This window comes from Actinomycetospora sp. TBRC 11914, assembly GCF_012933465.1.
In the GTDB taxonomy this organism is placed as follows: Bacteria; Actinomycetota; Actinomycetes; order Mycobacteriales; family Pseudonocardiaceae; genus Actinomycetospora.
The window spans coordinates 430401-447842 of sequence record NZ_JABBND010000002.1 but is presented as its reverse complement, the minus strand read 5'-3'; the positions used below and the strand labels follow the sequence as shown (position 1 = coordinate 447842).

Here is a 17442-nt window from a genome sequence, read left to right as displayed (position 1 = left end):
TCGTCGACCTCCTGCGTCGTCGCGCGACTCGTCCTGACGACGGCCAGACTAGGTGCGCTCGACGCTCGCGTCAATCTTTCGACGGTGGCGCCGAGGAGCCGAGGACGTGCTCGAGGTAGTCCAGGTCCTGGCGCAGCAGCCGCAGCGCGGCCGCCGGGTCGTCGGGGCGCGGCGAGTCCGGCGTCCGGTCCGGGGTCTGGGCGACCAGCGACAGCGCCATCTCGGCCATCTGGTCGGCGACCTCGTCGGCCGACTGCGCGCCGCCCGGCCGGAACCACCAGGCGACCCAGTTGCACATGCCGATGAGCGCGAGCGCCGTCGTGCGCACCGGCCGCGGCCGGAACTCCCCGCTGCGGACGCCCTGGTCGATGACGCGGACGAACCCGTCGAGCACGCGGCGCTTCGCCGACTCGTGGGCGGCGGCGAGCTCGGGCGGCAGCTCGGACTCCGACCGGATGACCAGCCGGAAGCGGGCCGGGTGGTGGGCCTGGCGCCCCGCGATGAGCCGGACGAGGGTGCGGAGCTTCTCCGGGGCGTCGAGGTCCCGGCCCGCGATCTCCGCCGCCTCCTCGGCCGGCCCCTCGGTGATCTCGGTGACGAGCTGGGCGAGCAGCTGGTCCTTGTTCTTCACGTAGTAGTAGAGCGCCGAGCGCGTCATGCCCATCGCGTCGGCGACGTCCTGCAGGCTCGTCCCGGCGAACCCGCGCTCGGCGAAGAGCCGCGTGGCCTGCTCGTAGATCTGGGCCTCGACGAGCTCGCGGCGCGCCGAGGCGCGGCCGTTCGCAGCAGCGGGTTCGGGCGAGCTCATGAGCGGCGACGATACCGACGCCGGCTCAGCCCGCCGGTGCGGCGGAGCGCCCCCGCAGCAGGGACCCGGCGTCGGGCAGTTCGGTGGGCAGGCCGAGCGAGCGCAACAGGCAGTACGCGCCCGCCGTCGCCGCCGAGAGCACCGGCAGGCCGAACTCGGCCTCGGCGCGCGGGATCAGGGGCAGCGACGGCATCTGCACGCAGGCGGAGATGACGAGGGCGTCGGCGCCGGTGAGGTCGAGCCCGCGGGCCGCCGCCATCACCCGGTCGCCGGGAATGCAGCCGACGTCGGCGTTGTCGGGCACCTCGAGCGCGACCCAGTCGACGACCTCGAGGCCCTCGGCCTCCAGGTAGCCGACGACCTGCTCGGCCAGCGGCCGCACGTAGGGCGTCACCAGCGCGATCCGGCGGGCCGGCACCGCGGCGAGCGCGTCGACCAGGGCGCCCGCGCTGGACGTCAGGCCCGCCGACACCCCGCGCTCCGCCAGCTGCGCCGCCACCGCCTCCTCCACCCGACGGTGCTCGCCGGGCCCGGCCGCCATCACCGCCACCAGGCACGCGTAGAGCAGCGCGTCGACCCCGGCGTCGGCCAGCTCGTCCACGCACCGCCCGCGCTGGGCGTTCATCGCGGCCAGTTCCTCGGGCGAGACCGTGTGCATCCGCATCCGGCTGCCGTGGAAGGAGAAGGTCGCGTCGGGGTGGCGGGCGAGCAGCGCCGGCACCTCCGTCTCGACGGTGACGTTGGAGCTCGGGACGATCATCCCGACGCGGTGGTAGGTCACGGGACGACTCCTTCGGAGCGCAGGGTCTCGGTGATCTCGGCGGCCATGGCCTTCTTGTCCAGTTTCCCGACCTTCGTGCGCGCCAGGGAAGGCACGACCTCGACCCGCTCGGGCCATTTGTACTTCGCGACGTCGAGGGCGCGCAGGTGCTCGCGCACGTCGTCGAGCGTCAGCGGGGCGCCGTCGCCGACGACGAAGGCGCACCCCCGCTCGCCCAGCCGCGGGTCGGGCATCGCGACGAGCGCGACCTCCACGACGCGCGGGTGGGAGAGCAGCAGGAGCTCGACCTCCTCGGCGTTGATCTTCTCGCCGCCGCGGTTGATGAGGTCCTTGATACGGCCCTCGACCGAGAGGGCCCGGTGCCCGTCGAGCAGCCGCACCGCGGCCAGGTCGCCCGTGCGGTAGAAGCCCTCCGAGGTGAACGCCTGCGGGCGGTCCTCACCGAAGTAGCCCCGGAGGGTGTACGGCCCCCGGCAGCACAGCTCCCCCACCTCGCCGTCGGGGACCTCCTCCTCGGTGCCCGGCTCGAGCACCCGGATCTCGTCGAGCGGCGAGATCGGCACCCCGACCGTGGTGCGCCGCAGCTCGGGCGACGCGTCGAGCGGGGTCACCAGGAACATGCCCTCGGCCATCCCGAAGAGCTGGCCCACCCGTGCCCCGCCGCGACCGGTCGCCGCGAACAGCTCCTCGGAGACCTTCGCCCCGGAGAGCAGGACGACCCGCAGGGTCGCCGCGAGCTCGTCGTAGTGCGGGTGCGCGGGCGCGCGGTAGTGCACGTGCCCGAAGAGCACGGAGGTGGTGCCCTCGGCGACGAGCAGCGGCATCGCGGTGTCGAGGTCGTGGTCGGTGAGCACCAGCGTCGCGCCGACGCTGTGGGGGGCGTGGACCCCGCAGACGATGCCGGCGTTGTGGACGATCGGGATGAGGTGCCCGACGCGGTCGGCGGCGGTCCAGCCCAGGACCGCCGCGTAGGCGCGGGCGTTGTACCAGTACTCGGCGTGCAGGCGCGGGATCAGCTTCGGGACCCCGGTGGTCCCGCCGGAGAGCTGGAACACCGCGACGTCGTCGGGGTCGATCCCCCGCTGGATCCCCGCGACGCGCTCGCGCGCCGCGTCGGGGTCGAGCTCCGCCGCCGGCAGGTCCCCGAGGACCAGCACGTGGCGCATCGTCGGGTGGTCGCGGGCCTGGTCGTGGGCGAACGCGACGAGATCGGCGCCGCGGGTATCGGCCTCGACCAGGTGGGCCCGCGCGCCGACCGCGCGGCTGATGTGGGCGATCTCGTGGCCGCGGTGGGCCGCGAGCGTGGCCACCGGGACGAGCCCGGCCTTGAGCAGCGCGTACCAGGCGACGACCGTCTCGAGCCGGTTGGTGACCTGGACGATCACCGGGTCGCCCGGCTCCAGGCCGAGGTCGGCCAGCCCGACGGCGAGGCGGTCGGTGCGGGCGTCGAGCTCGGCGTAGGTCAGGCGGCCCTCGGCGGCGACGACGGCGTCGTGGTCGGGGTGGGCGACCGCGACCGCGTGGAACTCCTCGGCGATCGTCCTGCGTCCCCACAGTCCGGCGTCGCGGTAGGTGCCGACGACGTCGTCCGGGAACCGGGCGGGGCGGGTGGCGGTCATCGGGGCGACCCCCCGTCGCCGCGCAGCGCGACCAGGTGGGTGCGGTCGGCCGCGAGGCCGTCGGCGAGGTCGGCGCGGAGCTGCGCGGGACCGGCGACGACGACGAGGGAGTCGCTGCGGCGGCAGAGGCGCTCGGCGACCTCGAGCCGGGTGAGCAGGCTCGCCCGGTCGTCGCCGCCGGTGAGCCACACGCGGCCGGTCACCGCCGACCCGCGGCGCACCGCGTCCTCGACGGCCGCCTCGGAGCCGGCGGGCGAGGCGTCGGTGCCGACGTCGAGCACGGTGGCCCCGAGCGCGGCCGGGTCGTCGGGGACGATGCGGGTGTCGAAGCCGCGGGGCCCGACGGGGTCGTCGTCGGCCACGGGCTCCTGCCCGGGCGTCGACGGCCGCAGGGGCCGCTCGAGCACCCACTCCGACAGCGCATGATCAACGCCGGTTTCCGGACGTCCAGTGTCCGGAACGTGGCTTTCCTGACGCGGGGCCGGCGGCTCCTCCCCCGCCCACTGGGTCAGCGCCGCGTGCACGACCTCCGGCGAGCCGGCCGCGAACCGGTCGAGCGGCACGTTGCCCGCCCGGCTCATGTAGGCCACGAGCAGTTGCTCCACCGGCAGGTCCAGGCGCTCCGGGAACGTCTCCCACCACCGGCGGGACCGCTCCGCGATGTCCTGGATCCGGGCGACCGCCGGCCGGCGGGCCGTGGTGTACGCGGTGAGCGCCGTCCCGAGGTCGTCCGCCTCCCCCAGGGCCGCGACCAGGGCGATCGCGTCCTCCATGGCGAGCTTCGTCCCCGAGCCCACCGAGTAGTGCGCGGTGTGCGCGGCGTCGCCGAGCAGGACGGTCCGTCCCCGGTGCCAGCGCGCGCACCGCACCGTCCGGAACCGCAGCCAGCGGGTGCGGTTGCCGATCAGCCGGTGTCCGCCGAGGTGCGGGGCGAACACGTCGGAGAGGTGGTCGAGTGCGGTCTCGTCCGAGGCGTCGGCGGGCGTGGCGGCGGTGCTCCGGTCGAACCCGGCCGCCCGCCACGTCGCCTCCGAGGTCTCGACGAGGAACGTGCTGCGCTCCGCCGCGTAGGGGTAGGCGTGGGTGACGAACACGCCGTGCTCGGTGCGCTCCGGCGCGAACAGCGCGTGGTCGAGCGCGACGTCGGTGCCGGCCCACAGGTACCAGCCCGACCCGGTCTCGACCTCGGCGCCGAAGTCGCCCGCGGCGCGCGTCGCGCTCCCGACGCCGTCGGCGGCGACGACCAGGTCGGCGTCGAGGTCGTCAGCGCCCCGGCGGGCCCCGAACTCGAGCTTCACCCCGGCGTCCTCGGCGTGGCGCCGCAGCACGGCGAGCAGCTCGGCCCGCCCGATCGCGACCAGGCTCGACACGCTCATCCCGGCCTCCCGGCCGCCGACGCGCATCCGCATGTCGTGCGACCAGGAGCTCGCCAGGATGTCGTCGAGCGACGCCGGGTCGGCCTCGGCGAGACGGCGCTGGGTCCGGGCGGCGAGCCCGACGCCGAACCCGAAGGTCTCGTCGGGGACGCCCTGCTCGTGCACGACGACCTCGCAGTCCGGCCGCGCCAGCTTCAGGAGCCGTGCGGCGTAGAGACCTCCCGGTCCCCCGCCGAGCACGGCGACTCGTCGGAGGTCCATTCAGGCCCTCGCGTCCGCCAGCACGCGGCTGGTCCTGGTGACGTCGTCGACGTGGTCGACCGGCACGACGGCGGTCGAGATCGCGGTGAAGCACCCCGGGCAGCAGTACTGGCGGAAGTGCACCTCGCGGTCGACGTACTCGCCGGCGCCGTCGACGACCTGCGGGCCCGCGTCGGACACCGGGCCCTCGAGGCGGACGAGGTCGAGCTCGCCGACCGCGCCCGACCCGAGCAGCGTCGCGCAGTGCCGGCACGCGACCTCGGCGCCGACCGCGACGAGGTTGTCGTCCAGCCGCCGGCCGTCGGCGACGTCGATCGTGGGCCGTGGCTCCTGGTTCCCGCTGCGGGCGCGCCGCGCCTCCCGCAGGTCCCGACGACGGGTCCCGGTCGCCGCGGCGTCGACCGCGCCGGCGCCGTCGAGGACGACGCCGTAGCCCGCGTCCGCCTGCCCGGCGCTGACCTTGCCCTCGCGCACGTCGCGGGCGACGTCCTCGGGCTCGCGGACCAGCGGGTCGCCGTAGCCGCCGCCGCCCTGCCAGAACATCGTGAACACCTCGCCGGGGGCGACGTAGGTCTCGCCGTAGCAGGGCTGCAGCTCGGGGGCGCCGCCGACGTCGTCGAGGTCGCCGGGGAGCGTCCCCGCGCCGAGCATCGTCGTGACGTCGCTCCCCCGGGAGATCCACTCGACGCCGGTGTTGCCGGGGTAGCCCCCCGCCAGGCCGTTGTTCTGGCTGACCGCCTTGCCGTTGGAGGCCAGGACGAGGCCGATCGGGAAGCTCGTGCCGTGCGGGGTGATCGCGATCGACGCGCCGACCCCGCCGCGCCGCCGGCCCGGGCCGCCCGAGTCGGGCTCCTCGCGGCGCCAGAGCGCGAGGACCGGGTAGAGGAACTCGGTCATCTCGACGTCGGGGACGCGGCCCAACGGGATGCAGAACAGCCCGCCGGTGTCCATGCCGTCGGCCTGGGGCTGGGCGCCGTACCCGCCGGCCATCGGGTCCATGATGATCGAGAGGAACGGGGTCGGTACCGCGCCGCGCTGGTCGAGCCCGGCGATCACGGCGGTGTCCCAGGTGCCGCAGCACGTGGCCTGGACGTGGGCGTCCAGAGCCGGCGACTGGTCCAGCATCTGGGAGAGGCACTCGGCGACGAGGTTGCCGGTCAACCAGGCCGGCCCGATCGGCCCGCGCCCGACCGCGGCCGGGAAGCTGGCGTTGTTGATCGTGCCCTCCTCGGCGACCAGGTCGAAGCAGCGCATCAGCCCGCCCGCCGACCAGGGGATGTCGCCGGCGAGGATCGGCAGCAGCGCGAGCATGACCCCGCCGCGCATGCCGGCGTAGGTGCAGTTGACGACGCCGGACTGCGGGTCGGTGCCGGTGAAGTCGAAGGCGATGTGGTCGTCGGTCTTCGTCATCGCGACCGTGATCCTGTGGAGCTCCCGGTCGCCGGTGTGCGACTGGTCCTGGTAGCCGGTCGCCCGCCAGGTGCCGTCGGGCAGGCCGCGCAGCTTGCCCCGCAGCCGCGACTCGGCGTCGGACATCATCCGCTTCATCACGGCCTTGACGGTGTCGGCGCCGTACTGCTCGATCACCGCGAGCAGGCGGTCGCGGCCGACGGTGTTGGCGCCGACCTTGGCCCGCAGGTCGAGCCCGATCATCATCGGCACCCGGGAGCGGCGGACCCAGACGTCGGCGACGTCGTCCTGCAGCACGCCGTCGCGCACCACCTTGATCGGCGGGGTGGGCAGCGACTCGGAGAACACGTCCTGCGCGGCCGGGGAGAACGAGCCGAGGCCGACGCCGCCGAGGTCGGGCTGGTGGGCGATCGCGGAGGTCCAGCCGAAGAGCTTCCCCTCCCAGAAGACGGGCTGGTAGACCATCGCGTCGTTCTGGTGCAGCCCGCCGCCGACCCACGGGTCGTTGGTGAGGAACATGTCGCCCTCGGCGATGCCGGGGTTGGTCGCGCGGTGCTGCAGGGTCCAGTAGATGGCGAGGTCGACGGCGCCGACGAGCATCGTGTTGTAGAGCCCGACCTGCACCTCCTGGCCGAGCTCGTCGGAGACGGCGAAGTCGAAGTCGTTCGCGTCGGTGACGATCGGCGAGCCGGACATGCGCTTGAGCGCCTCGCCCATCTCGTCGGTGACCGACCAGAGGCGGTGGCGGACGACCTCGTAGGTCAGCGGGTCGAGCGCGTCGATCTGCTCCTGGGTGACGGTGTGCACCGGGAGGCTCGCCGGCAGCGTGGCGGCGAGGGTATCCGGGTCGATCGGGCGGCTCGAGAACCTCTCGGAGCCGGGGACGGCCATCGTCATGTCTCAGGCTCCGTGCTTCTCATCGTGGGTGATGTGGAGGTTGCCGAGCTCGTCGACGGTGCCGGTGCGTCCCTCCGGGACGACCACCGTCGTCGTCGGGACCTCGATGACCGCCGGCCCGGTGATCACGTGGCCCGCGCGCAGGGCCGCGTAGTCGTAGATCGGGGTGTCGACGAAGCCCTGGCCGATCTCGAGGTGGACGGGGCGTCGGCCGTGGGGCTCCGGGTCGCCGGTGGCCCGCTCGAGCGGCGGCAGCTCGGGGCTGAACGGAAGGACGCCCCGGCCGCGCACGCGGTAGGTGATCGCCTGGATGCCGGCGGCGCTGAACCCGGAGCCCTGGCCGAAGAGCTCGGCGTACCTGGCCTCGAACCGGTCCGCGGCGGCCTGCATCGCGCTCGCGTCGAGCGGGCCGTCGCCGACCGCGACGGTGACCTCGGCGAGCTGCATGGCGTAGCGCATGTCGACCTCGCGGACGATCTCGACGCGGTCGAACTTCAGGCCCTGCCGGTCGAGGCCCTGGCGGACCTGGTCCTCGAGCTGCGCGAAGTTCTTCTCCGCGCGCACCGGGTCGACCGGGAGCTGGGCGGGGTCCGAGAGCTCCTGGGCGAGGGCGATGTCGGACGCCGCGAGGCCGTAGGCGGAGAACGCGGAGGCGACCGGCCCGAGCGGGACGACGACCTCGGAGACCCCGAGGTGCGTCGCGTACTTCGCGCAGAACGCCGGGCCGGAGCCGCCGAAGGCGTAGAGGACGAAGTCGCGGGGGTCGTGGCCGGCCTCGACGACGCTCTTGCGCAGCAGGTCCCCGGTCTGCGCGTTCTGGGCGGCGTGGACGGCGGCCGCGGCGTCCTCGACGGACAGACCCAGCGGCTCGGCGATCCTGGTGCGGATGGCCTCGCGGGCCTTCTCCAGGTCGAGCACCTTGCGACCGCCGAGCAGACCCGTCGTCGGGAGGATGCCGAGGACCAGGTTGGCGTCGGTGTTGGTGGGCTCGGTCCCGCCCTGGTCGTAACAGGCGGGGCCGGGGTCGGCCTGCGCGCTGTGCGGCCCGATGCGCAGGTTGCCGCCGGCGTCGACCCACGCGATCGCCCCGCCGCCGGAGCCGATCGCGTGGACGCGCAGGGTCGGGACGTTGATCGGGTGGTGGTTGATGACGGTCGTGGTGTCGCGCTCGGGCTCGCCGTCGACGATGAGCCCGACGAGGAACGTGGTGCCGCCGACGTCGGTGGAGATGATGTTGCGGTGACCGAGCCGGCGGCCCAGCTGGCCCGAGCCGACGACGCCGCCGGTCAGGACCGACCCGACGGTGGAGATGGCCTGCTGCGGGGCCTCGGAGGCGGCGACCGCTCCCCCGTTGGACTGCATGACGAGCAACGGGCCGGCCAGTCCCCGCGCCTTGAGGCCCGACTCGAGGTTGGTCAGGTAGTCCCGCAGGCCGGGGCCGACCTGGGTGCTCATGATCGTCGTCGAGTTGCGGGCGAACTCGCGGATGCGGGGGCTGACCTCGCTGGAGAGCGCGACGTAGATGTCGGGGTCGATCTCGTGGACGATCTCGCGGATCCGTCGCTCGTGGACGGGGTTGCGGAAGGCCCAGAGCAGGGAGACCGCGATGGCCCGGATGCCGTCGGCCCGCAGGGTCTCGACCTGGCGGCGGACCCCGTCCTCGTCGAGCGCGACGATCACGTTGCCGTCGCGGTCGACGCGCTCGGTGACCTCGAGCGCGTGCCGCTTGGGCAGCAGGTGGTGGTCCTTGTCCTGGGCGAGGACGTGCTGGAGCTCGTGCGGGCTCCGGCCGAGGTAGCGGCCCTCGACGTTCATGATGAAGATCGAGTCGCGGTGGCCCTTGGTGGTGAGGAACCCGACGTCGGGCACCCGGCGCATGACCAGCGCGTTCAGGCTCGAGGTGGTCCCGTGGGCGACGTGGTGGGTCTCCGCGAGCATCTCCTCGACGGTGCGGCCGAGCTGCTCGGCGAGCTGCTCGAGCACGTCGAGCACACCCTGCGAGTAGTCCGGCGGGGTCGACGGGGCCTTCGCGGCGATGACGGACCCGGAGTCGTCATCGAGCACCGCGTCGGTGAACGTCCCGCCCACGTCGACGCCGATCACGTAGGCCATGACCACACTCCTCGCTGAGGCAGAGCGTGACCCGGGCCACGCATTTGACGGATGCGTGGATTGTTCGACGGAAGTGCCGAGACTGTCAAGGGTGGGGTGCGGCGGGGACCGGCGCCGTCGTGGTCACCGGGACGTCACGGCCGCGGGCGCGACGCGGGACGACCACGACGTCGGGGTGGTCATGGTCGGACGCTCAGCGGAGCACCCGGACCTCCACCGGCAGGTCGATCCCGCCCCACGACCGGTCGGCGGTCACGGCCGGCACACCGAGGCGGCCGGCCACGGCGAGGCAGCACCGATCCGCGAGCGAGAGGCCGATCCGACGACCTGCCTGCCACAGTCCCGCCGCCCGCGCCGCATCGTCGTCGGAGAACGGTGCGGTGCGCAGGCCGAGGAGGCGGAGCCGACGCACCGTGCGGTCGGCGTCCACGCCGCGGTGATCGAGCTTCTGCCGGACCTCGGCGAGGTTCACCGTCGAGAGGACCGCCGCGGGCAGCAGCGATTCGACGACGTCGGCGCCCCGCTCCTCGAAGAGCCACGCGAGCAGGGCCGAGGCGTCGAGGACGACGACCTCCGGACCCGTCATCCCTCCTGCTCGCGCGCCGCCTCGGCCCGACGCTCGGCGAGGAGCTCGTCGACGGCCGACCCGCCGCCCGCGGCGCGGGCGACGTCCCGCCGGGTCCGCGCCGCGAGCTGGGCGCGGGTCTCGACGACCACCCGGCCGTCCTCGACGTGCACGACCACGGTGTCGCCGACCTCGATGCCGGCCTCGCGCCGCAGCTGCGCCGGGATGGTCACGCGACCCTGCGGGGTCACGGTCGTCTCGCTCCCCGAGTCGTGTGACACAGGTCCACGATAGCTGACACGAGGCATAGGAATGTGTCACGACGCTGGAGTCCCGGCCCTCACGGCACGCGGGCGACCAGGTGGGCCTCGCCGTTCCCCTCCTCGTCGACGAGCACGTCGAGGTGCCCGAACGCCGACCGGAGCTCGCCCGGCCCGGCGCGATAGGACCCTCCCTCGTCCCCGGCCGTCGAGAGCACCGAGACGACGAGGAGCCCGCCGGGCACGAGCAGCTCGATCAACCCCGCGTACAGCCGGGGATCGCGGAACCGTTGGCAGACGACGACGTCGAACGGTCCCGTCACCGACAGGCCGTCGTCGAGGTCCGCCCGGACCGTCGTCACCGCCACGCCGCGCGCCTCCGCGAGCGCGGCCGTGAGCCGCAGCGCCTCCGGCGAGACGTCCACCGCCGTCGTCGTCAGGCCCCGCCCGGCGAACCACACCGCGACGGTGCCGCGCCCGCAGGCGAGGTCGAGCGCGGCACCGGTCGTCGGGACCAGGTCCTCGCGCCCGACCAGCGCCGACGGCGGACCGGGCGTGCCGGGTCCGACGGTCGCGAACCGCCGGTCCCAGCGCTCCCGGTCCGCGTCGGCCATGTCAGCGGCGCCGCGCCAGCGTCAGCCCGAAGCGGCCGGCCGGGTCGGTGAGCCAGTGCGCGACGTCGAACCCGGCCGCGTCGAGCTCGCCGGCGATCCCCTCGCGCGTGAACTTCGTCGAGATCTCGGTGCGCATCTCCTCGCCCTCGGCGAACTCGACGATCAGGTCGAGCGCCGGGACCGACACGGTCATGTCCCGGCGGGCCCGCAGCCGCATCTCGATCCGGCTCGCCTGCGGCACCCACGCCGCGACGTAGGAGAAGCCGTCGACGTCGAAGTCCGCCCCGAGCACGCGGTTGAGGACGGTCAGCGCGTTGAGCTCGAAGGTCGCCGTGACCCCGGCGGCGTCGTCGTAGGCCGCGACGAGCGTCTCCTCGTCCTTGACCAGGTCGGTCCCGACGAGGAAGTGCTCGCCCTCGTCGAGGGTGTCGGCGAGCGCGGCGAGGAAGCGTCGGCGGTCGTCGGGCTCGAAGTTGCCGACGGTCCCGCCGAGCAGCACGACGAGCCGCCGGCCGACCTTCGGGACGCTGCGCAGGTCGGCGATGAAGTCGCCGACCACGCCGTGCACGGCGAGGTCGGGGTAGTTCGCGACGAGGCCGGGCACCGCCTCCTCGAGGGCGGCGGCGGACACGTCGACCGGCACGTAGTGGCGCAGCGTCCCGGTGCGCGACAGGGCGTCGAGCAGCAGCGTCGACTTGGTCGACGACCCCGACCCCAGCTCGACGAACGTGTCGGCCCCGGACAGGCGCGCGATCTCGTCGGCACCGATCGTGAGCGCCTCGCGCTCGGCGGCGAACGGGTAGTACTCCGGCTGGGCGGTGATCTCCTCGAAGAGCTCCGAGCCGCGGGCGTCGTAGAGCCACTGCGGGCGCAGCACCTTCGGGGTCGAGGTCAGGCCGCGGCGCGCGTCCTCGCGCAGCGCGGCGTCGGCGTCCGCCTCGGTGAGGTGCACGTCGAGCTCCGGCAGGGTGCCAGGGGTGTTCACGGCGGGGGGTCACGTCCGATCGGTTGCGGCATCCCCCGGGGCAGGGGCAGGCCTGGTTCACGGCGTCGGGAACGTCGTCGGAGGGCGGCACGGCGGCCGCGCGGGTCAGGTCAGCGGGAGGACCTCGGGGGTGGCGGTCACGCCGCGCACGACGACGGCGGACAGGTCCGGCACCGCCGTCCAGTCCGGGTCGGCGTCGAGCGGCTCGGAGGCGATCGTCGTGCCGTCCGGGCCGGAGCGGTACGACAGCGCGTGGTCGACGGCCGTCGCGACCAGCGTCGGCTCGCCGGCCGCGTCGGCGGTGAGGAGCAGGAGGTTCAGCCGCGAGCCGGGCGCGGCGGCGAGGGCGCGGGTGACGACGTCGAGCACGGCGTCGACCGGGTCCTTGCCGGCGTCGAGGTGGCGGCGGACGAGCGCCCACAGCACCGCCGAGTCGGTCGGGGCCTCGAGGGTCATCAACGTCTCGGTGTCGAGCTCGCCCGCGAGGTCGGCCAGGCTCCCCGGCCAGCCCCGCACGACGCCGTTGTGGCTGAAGACCCGATCGCGGTCGCGGAACGGCGCGCACGCCCCCACCGACACCGGCATCCCGACGGTGGCCGAGCGGACCGCCGCCACGAACGCCGCGCTCTGCACCGTCGTCGCGAGGTCGAGGAACGAGGCGTCGGTCCACATCGGGACGGGTGCGCGGTAGGAGTGCGGCGAGCCGTCGGCGGCGTACCAGCCGACACCGAAGCCGTCGGCGTTCACGGTCCCGCCGCCGCGCATGTCGGCCGGCGCGTACGCCTGGACGAGCAGGGAGTGCGGCGGCTCGGTGACCCGCGAGGCGAGGGTCACCGGCCGCGGGCCCACGTGGGCCAGGTGGCGGCACATCGGGGTCAGGCGTCCCGTGCGCAGCGGAAGCCGGAGAAGATCTGCCGGCGGATCGGCAGGTCCCAGTTCCGGAAGGTCGTGCGGGCGTTGACCGTGCCGACCCCGAACGACGAGCCCCGCAGCATCCGGAAGTCGCCGCCGAAGAACACCTCCGAGTACTCCTTGTACGGGAACGGCGCGAAGCCCGGGTAGCCCTCGAAGCCCGAGTCGCACCACTCCCAGACGTCCCCGACGAGCTGGTGCACCCCGAGCGGGGACGCCCCGGCCGGGTAGGCGCCCACCGGTGCCGGCTGGAGGTGGCGCTGGTCGAGGTTGGCGCGCTCCGGGGTCGGGTCGTCGTCGCCCCACGGGAACCGGCGGGTCTCCCCCGACGCCGGGTCGTACCGGGCCGCGTACTCCCACTCCACCTCGGTGGGCAGCCGCTTGCCGGCCCAGGTGGCGTAGGCCAGGGCCTCGTGGAAGCTCACGTGCAGGACCGGCTGGTCGGCGACGTCGGCGATCGGCTGCCGCTCCCCGAACGAGGTGCGGTGCCAGGCGCCGTCGAGACGCTCCCACGTCATCGGCGCGGTCCAGCCCTCGTCGGTGATGTGCTGCGAACCGGCCTCCGACCACAGCTCCCGCCGCGAGTACCCGCCGTCGTCGAGGAAGCGGGCGTACTCGGCGTTGGTGACCGGCACGGCGTCGAGGTGGAAGGCGGCGACCTCGACGCGGTGGGCCGGGCGCTCGTTGTCCAGCGCGTACCGGTCGGGCCCGGTGGCGTCGGTGCCCATCGCGAAGGTGCCGGCGGGGTGGAGCACCTCGGTGCCGACCAGCTCGCGGGCCAGCGACGACGCCGGGGGCGGCGGCGCGTGGAGGGCCCGCGGCCCGACGCGCAGCTGGTGGGTGGCGAGCATCGTCTCCACGTGCTGCTGCTCGTGCTGGGCGATCATGCCGTAGACGAACCCGTCGTCGAGCAGCGCGCGGCCGTCGGGGCCCGCCTGCTCGAGGATCGCGAGGGCACGCTCGCGCACCGTCGCCCCGTAGGCCCGCGCCTCGACCGGGTCGAGCAGCGGGAGGGCCGGCCGGCCGGCGCGGGGGTTGGTGAAGGCGTCGTAGAGGTGGTCGAGGTCCTCGCGCACCCCCGGCGTCGGCTCGTCGCCCGGCGTGGCCCGGCGCACGAGCCAGAGGTCCTCCATGTTGGCGATGTGCGCCACGTCCCAGTGCAGCGGCGACATCAGCGGGGAGTGCTGCCGCGTGAGCTCGGCGTCGTCGACGGCGTCGGTGAGCGCCTGCGTGCGGCGCCGCGCGGTGCGCAGGTCCTCGGCGAGGCGGTGGCGCAGCGCGTCCGGGTAGCGGGCGGCGGGCTGGGCGGACAGGTCGCTGGTCATGCGTGATCGCCTCCGGGTTCTCCGGGCGTGGTGTCGTCGGGGTACGGGTTCTCCTCGGCGGGGCGCAGCTCGTCCTCGCCGGGCTCGCCGACTCCGGTGTCCGCGGGGCAGAGCCCCCGCAGGACCCGGCGCTCCGCGACGTCCGCGACGAGGCCCGCGAGGGCGGGGTCGGTGGTGAGCAGGCGCTGGTGGGCGAGCTCGACGACCCGGCCGGCCGCCCGGCGCAGCACACCGTCCTCCAGCCCGTGGCGGGCCGCCGCGGCCCACCGGTCGGTGGCGGGGGCGACGGCCTCGCGAGCGCGGTCGAGGGTGGGCGGGTCCTCGAGCAGCGCGGTGACCACCGCGATCGGCACCGCCCACTCGTCGCCGGGCTGCTGGTCGAGGTAGCGGACCTCGACGTGGCCGTGCGGGCGGACCGGCGGGAACAGCGTGGTCAGGTGGTAGTCGAGGTCCTCGCGGGTCGGCCGGATGTCCAGCCCGCCGTGGCCGTCGATCCAGTCGCCGAACGTCACCGCGGGCGGCGCGCTCCACGTGCCGTCGCGCCGGACGCAGAGCAGGCTGGTGTCCAGGGCCCGCTCGGCCCACTCGGCCGCCGGGTCGGGGCCCAGGACGGCGGGCGGGCGGGTGCGCTCGGGGTCGAGCGCGAGCCAGCTCGCCATGCGCGAGGACTTCCAGCCGGTGCGTCGGCCGTGCACGGCGGGCGAGTTCGCGAAGGTCGCCACCAGCGTGGGCCCGAGCTCGTGCAGGGCCTGCCACCGGTCGGTGACCGCGGATCCCTCGCCGGCGTCGAGGCAGACCTGGACGGCCGTCGTCGAGCACATCATCGTGCGGCCGTGCGGACCCACGCGGTCGAAGGCCGCCTCCATCGCGGCGTAGCGCGGGACGCGGAGGATCCGGCGGGGCGGGCGCAGCGGATCCGAGGCCCGGTCGAGGAGGACGAGGTCCTCCTCCGCGAGCAGGGACCGGATCGCGTCGCTGTCGATGCGGACGGCGTCGACGACGGCGGCGAGGCCCTCGAGCGGCGGGGTGGCGATCTCCACCTGTCCCCCGGGCTCGACGGTCACCGTGCTCCCGGCGGGGAGCGGGACCGGAGTGTCGGGGGTCAGGGGCGGCGGTGCGGCCCCGGGCCCCGGGGGGACCGAGGAGCGGAGCGTGCCCGGCGCGTGGGGGCCGAGGGCACGGAGCAGGACCGCGGGGTCGAGACGATCGGCGGGACGGGTCGCGGAGCGCACGAGCCACTCGAGCTCGGCGCCGACGTAGCGCGGCGGGCCGTGCTTGAAGCAGATCGAGGCCACGTAGGCCGCCGCGGCCGCACGGTCCGGGACCGGCGCCGCGGGGTCGAGTTCGACCACAGGAGCAGCCATGCCCACCCCTCTCCTCGGCGGACGCCGTCGTCCTGCCGCGTACGGATCTCGTACCCGCACCGGGCGGGTCACCGAACGTGGTGCGCGTCCCGTGCTCCGTCGGCAGATCGGGGGTCATGCGCCCCGCCCGCCCCAGGAGCCCCGGGAAGCACGGCGATCGACGCTACACGCGGCCCAGGGCCCGTGCAGGGGTTCGCCGTGACGGTGTTCGTCGTATCACTGACCCCCGACACCGTGACCCGCCGTGATCAACAGCGGGTCACGCGGCGGGCGCGAACTGGGTGTGGTGCAGGTCGGCGTAGCGCCCCCCGCGGCCGAGCAGGAGCTCGTGCGGGCCCTGCTCGACCACCCGGCCGTCCTCGACGACGGCGATCGTGTCGGCGCTGCGGATGGTCGAGAGGCGGTGGGCGATGACGATGGCCGTGCGCCCCACGAGCGCCTCGGCCAGCGCCTCCTGCACCGCGACCTCCGACTCCGAGTCGAGGTGCGCCGTGGCCTCGTCGAGGATCACGACCCGCGGCGCGGCCAGCAGCAGGCGCGCGATCGTCAGGCGCTGGCGCTCCCCGCCGGAGAGCCGGTAGCCCCGCTCGCCGATCACGGTGTCGAGGCCCTCGGGCAGCTGGCGCAGGAGGGGGCCGAGGCGGGCGCGCTCGAGCGCGGTGAGCAGCTCGGCGTCGGTCGCCTCCGGCTTCGCGTAGCGCAGGTTGCCGGCCACGGTGTCGTGGAACAGGTGGCCGTCCTGGGTGACGACGCCGACCGTGCCCCGCAGGTCCGCGAAGGTCACGTCGCGCACGTCGGTCCACGCGCCCGGCCCGCCCACCTCCACCGCCCCGGCGTCCACGTCGTAGAGGCGGGGCACCAGCGAGGCGATCGTCGACTTGCCCGCCCCGGACGGCCCGACCAGCGCGAGCATCTGCCCGGGGCCGACCTCCAGGTCCACCCCGTGCAGCACCTCCGCGTTCTCGGCGTGGTCGAGGGTCGCGACCTCCTCCAGGCTGGCCAGCGAGACCTCGTCCGCGCTGGGGTAGGTGAAGCGCACCCCGCGCAGGCGCACCCCGACCGGCTCCCGGGCCGGCAGCGGCGTCGGGTCGGGCCGCTCGACGATGGACGGGCGCAGGTCGAGCACCTCGAAGACCCGCTCGAAGCTCACCAGCGCGCTCATGACGTCGACCCGGGCGTTCGCGAGCTGGGTGAGCGGGCCGTAGAGGCGCGTGAGCAGGAGCGCGAGGCTCACGACGGTGCCCGCGTCGATCCGCCCGGTGAACGCGAGCCAGCCGCCGACGCCGTAGACCATCGCCTGCGCCAGCGAGCTGACCAGCGTCAGGCTGGTCATGAACACCCGGTTCGCCATCGCGGTGCGCACCCCGATGGCGCGCACCCGGTCCGCCCGGTCCCCGAACTCCTCCGCCTCGGCCTCCGGACGGCCGAGAAGCTTGACCAGCGTGGCGCCCCCGGCGGAGAACCGCTCGGTCATCTGGCCGGTCATCGCCGCGTTGAGGTTCGCGGACTCGCGCTGGAGGGCGGCGATCGTCCGGCCCATCCGCCGCGCGGGGAGGATGAAGATCGGGAGCAGGACGAGCGCGAGCAGCGTCACCTGCCACGCGAGGGTGATCATCACCGCGACGGTCAGGACGAGCTGGATGACGTTGGTGACCAGCCCGGAGAGGGTCGAGGTGAAGGCCCGCTGGGCGCCGATGACGTCGTTGTTGAGCCGGCTGACCAGCGACCCGGTCCGGGTGCGGGTGAAGAACGCGACCGGCATCGCCTGGACGTGGGAGAACACGGCCCGGCGCAGGTCGTAGATCAGCCCCTCGCCGATCCGCGAGCTCATCCACCGCTCGGCCAGGCCCGACAGCGAGTCGACGACGGCGAGCGCGGCGATGGCCAGCGCAATGGTCACCACGGTGCCGAGCGCGGTCCGGTGGACGATCGCGTCCACGACGCGCCCGGCCAGCACCGGCACCAGCACCGCGATCACGGCGGAGAGCGTGGTGAGCGCGAGGAAGCCGTAGAGCATCCGGTGGTGCGCGCCGGCGAAGCGCCAGATGCGACGGAGCGTGCCGCGGGGCACCGAGCGCGGGAGCGACTCCCCGCGCGACATCGACATCATCAGCATCCAGGCGTTCTCCACGCCGCTCACCCCGTTCGCTCGG

Annotated in this window: 14 protein-coding genes; all 14 read right to left on the bottom strand. The window is 74.5% G+C overall.

Annotation, left to right across the window (positions count from 1 at the left end; all coding sequences use genetic code 11):
* Nucleotides 1-70: 70 nt before the first annotated feature.
* The 14 genes from HH311_RS08035 to HH311_RS07970 all read right to left on the bottom strand — a co-directional run bounded on the left by HH311_RS08035 (nucleotide 71) and on the right by HH311_RS07970 (nucleotide 17405).
* Complete coding sequence (locus tag HH311_RS08035) at nucleotides 71-808, bottom strand: TetR/AcrR family transcriptional regulator (protein WP_169183076.1); 738 nt, start codon at nucleotides 806-808, stop codon at nucleotides 71-73.
* Nucleotides 809-833: 25 nt separating this feature from the next.
* Nucleotides 834-1589 carry a maleate cis-trans isomerase gene (locus HH311_RS08030; RefSeq protein WP_169183075.1) on the bottom strand — a complete coding sequence of 252 codons (756 nt, stop codon included), beginning with the start codon at nucleotides 1587-1589 and terminating at the stop codon, nucleotides 834-836.
* Nucleotides 1586-3208, bottom strand: a complete 1623-nt coding sequence (locus HH311_RS08025) for a (2,3-dihydroxybenzoyl)adenylate synthase (protein WP_169183074.1) — start codon at nucleotides 3206-3208, stop codon at nucleotides 1586-1588. The genes HH311_RS08030 and HH311_RS08025 overlap by 4 nt, the downstream gene beginning before the upstream one ends.
* Nucleotides 3205-4845 (bottom strand): FAD-dependent monooxygenase, encoded by a 1641-nt coding sequence (locus HH311_RS08020; protein ID WP_169183073.1) that lies wholly within the window; start codon nucleotides 4843-4845, stop codon nucleotides 3205-3207. The genes HH311_RS08025 and HH311_RS08020 overlap by 4 nt, the downstream gene beginning before the upstream one ends.
* Entirely contained in the window at nucleotides 4846-7152 is a 2307-nt protein-coding gene (locus tag HH311_RS08015; RefSeq protein ID WP_169183072.1) for a hydantoinase B/oxoprolinase family protein, read from the bottom strand. It abuts the gene before it with no gap.
* A gap of 3 nt (nucleotides 7153-7155) precedes the next feature.
* Entirely contained in the window at nucleotides 7156-9264 is a 2109-nt protein-coding gene (locus HH311_RS08010) for a hydantoinase/oxoprolinase family protein (protein ID WP_169183071.1), read from the bottom strand.
* 193 nt (nucleotides 9265-9457) lie between these two features.
* Nucleotides 9458-9850: a PIN domain-containing protein gene (locus HH311_RS08005; protein WP_169183070.1), complete on the bottom strand. Its 393-nt coding sequence runs from the start codon at nucleotides 9848-9850 to the stop codon at nucleotides 9458-9460.
* Nucleotides 9847-10080: an AbrB/MazE/SpoVT family DNA-binding domain-containing protein gene (locus tag HH311_RS08000; RefSeq protein WP_312029999.1), complete on the bottom strand. Its 234-nt coding sequence runs from the start codon at nucleotides 10078-10080 to the stop codon at nucleotides 9847-9849. The genes HH311_RS08005 and HH311_RS08000 overlap by 4 nt, the downstream gene beginning before the upstream one ends.
* A gap of 89 nt (nucleotides 10081-10169) precedes the next feature.
* Complete coding sequence (locus HH311_RS07995; RefSeq protein ID WP_169183068.1) at nucleotides 10170-10703, bottom strand: bifunctional 2-polyprenyl-6-hydroxyphenol methylase/3-demethylubiquinol 3-O-methyltransferase UbiG; 534 nt, start codon at nucleotides 10701-10703, stop codon at nucleotides 10170-10172.
* A 1-nt stretch (nucleotide 10704) separates the two neighbouring features.
* Entirely contained in the window at nucleotides 10705-11688 is a 984-nt protein-coding gene (gene egtD, locus HH311_RS07990) for an L-histidine N(alpha)-methyltransferase (protein WP_169183067.1), read from the bottom strand.
* A gap of 105 nt (nucleotides 11689-11793) precedes the next feature.
* Nucleotides 11794-12558, bottom strand: coding sequence for an ergothioneine biosynthesis protein EgtC (egtC, locus tag HH311_RS07985; protein WP_169183066.1), 765 nt, complete (start codon nucleotides 12556-12558; stop codon nucleotides 11794-11796).
* Between the two features lie 5 nt (nucleotides 12559-12563).
* Nucleotides 12564-13925 (bottom strand): ergothioneine biosynthesis protein EgtB, encoded by a 1362-nt coding sequence (gene egtB, locus HH311_RS07980; RefSeq protein WP_169183065.1) that lies wholly within the window; start codon nucleotides 13923-13925, stop codon nucleotides 12564-12566.
* A complete protein-coding gene (egtA, locus tag HH311_RS07975) occupies nucleotides 13922-15289 on the bottom strand; it encodes an ergothioneine biosynthesis glutamate--cysteine ligase EgtA (RefSeq protein ID WP_169183064.1) in 1368 nt (455 codons plus the stop codon). Before egtA ends, egtB begins: the two co-directional genes overlap by 4 nt.
* A 259-nt stretch (nucleotides 15290-15548) precedes the next feature.
* A complete protein-coding gene (locus HH311_RS07970; protein WP_169183135.1) occupies nucleotides 15549-17405 on the bottom strand; it encodes an ABC transporter ATP-binding protein in 1857 nt (618 codons plus the stop codon).
* Between the last annotated feature and the right edge of the window lie 37 nt (nucleotides 17406-17442).

What these genes read in the sequence shown, in the direction of transcription:
- HH311_RS08010 (WP_169183071.1), bottom strand. Translation starts at nt 9,264, where the DNA reads ATGGCCTACGTGATCGGCGTCGACGTGGGCGGGACGTTCACCGACGCG.
- HH311_RS07995 (WP_169183068.1), bottom strand. Translation starts at nt 10,703, where the DNA reads ATGGCCGACGCGGACCGGGAGCGCTGGGACCGGCGGTTCGCGACCGTC.
- egtB (WP_169183065.1), bottom strand. Translation starts at nt 13,925, where the DNA reads ATGACCAGCGACCTGTCCGCCCAGCCCGCCGCCCGCTACCCGGACGCG.
- egtA (WP_169183064.1), bottom strand. Translation starts at nt 15,289, where the DNA reads ATGGCTGCTCCTGTGGTCGAACTCGACCCCGCGGCGCCGGTCCCGGAC.
- HH311_RS07970 (WP_169183135.1), bottom strand. Translation starts at nt 17,405, where the DNA reads ATGCTGATGATGTCGATGTCGCGCGGGGAGTCGCTCCCGCGCTCGGTG.
- egtC (WP_169183066.1), bottom strand. Translation starts at nt 12,558, where the DNA reads ATGTGCCGCCACCTGGCCCACGTGGGCCCGCGGCCGGTGACCCTCGCC.
- HH311_RS08015 (WP_169183072.1), bottom strand. Translation starts at nt 7,152, where the DNA reads ATGACGATGGCCGTCCCCGGCTCCGAGAGGTTCTCGAGCCGCCCGATC.
- HH311_RS08020 (WP_169183073.1), bottom strand. Translation starts at nt 4,845, where the DNA reads ATGGACCTCCGACGAGTCGCCGTGCTCGGCGGGGGACCGGGAGGTCTC.
- HH311_RS08025 (WP_169183074.1), bottom strand. Translation starts at nt 3,208, where the DNA reads ATGACCGCCACCCGCCCCGCCCGGTTCCCGGACGACGTCGTCGGCACC.
- HH311_RS08005 (WP_169183070.1), bottom strand. Translation starts at nt 9,850, where the DNA reads ATGACGGGTCCGGAGGTCGTCGTCCTCGACGCCTCGGCCCTGCTCGCG.
- HH311_RS08035 (WP_169183076.1), bottom strand. Translation starts at nt 808, where the DNA reads ATGAGCTCGCCCGAACCCGCTGCTGCGAACGGCCGCGCCTCGGCGCGC.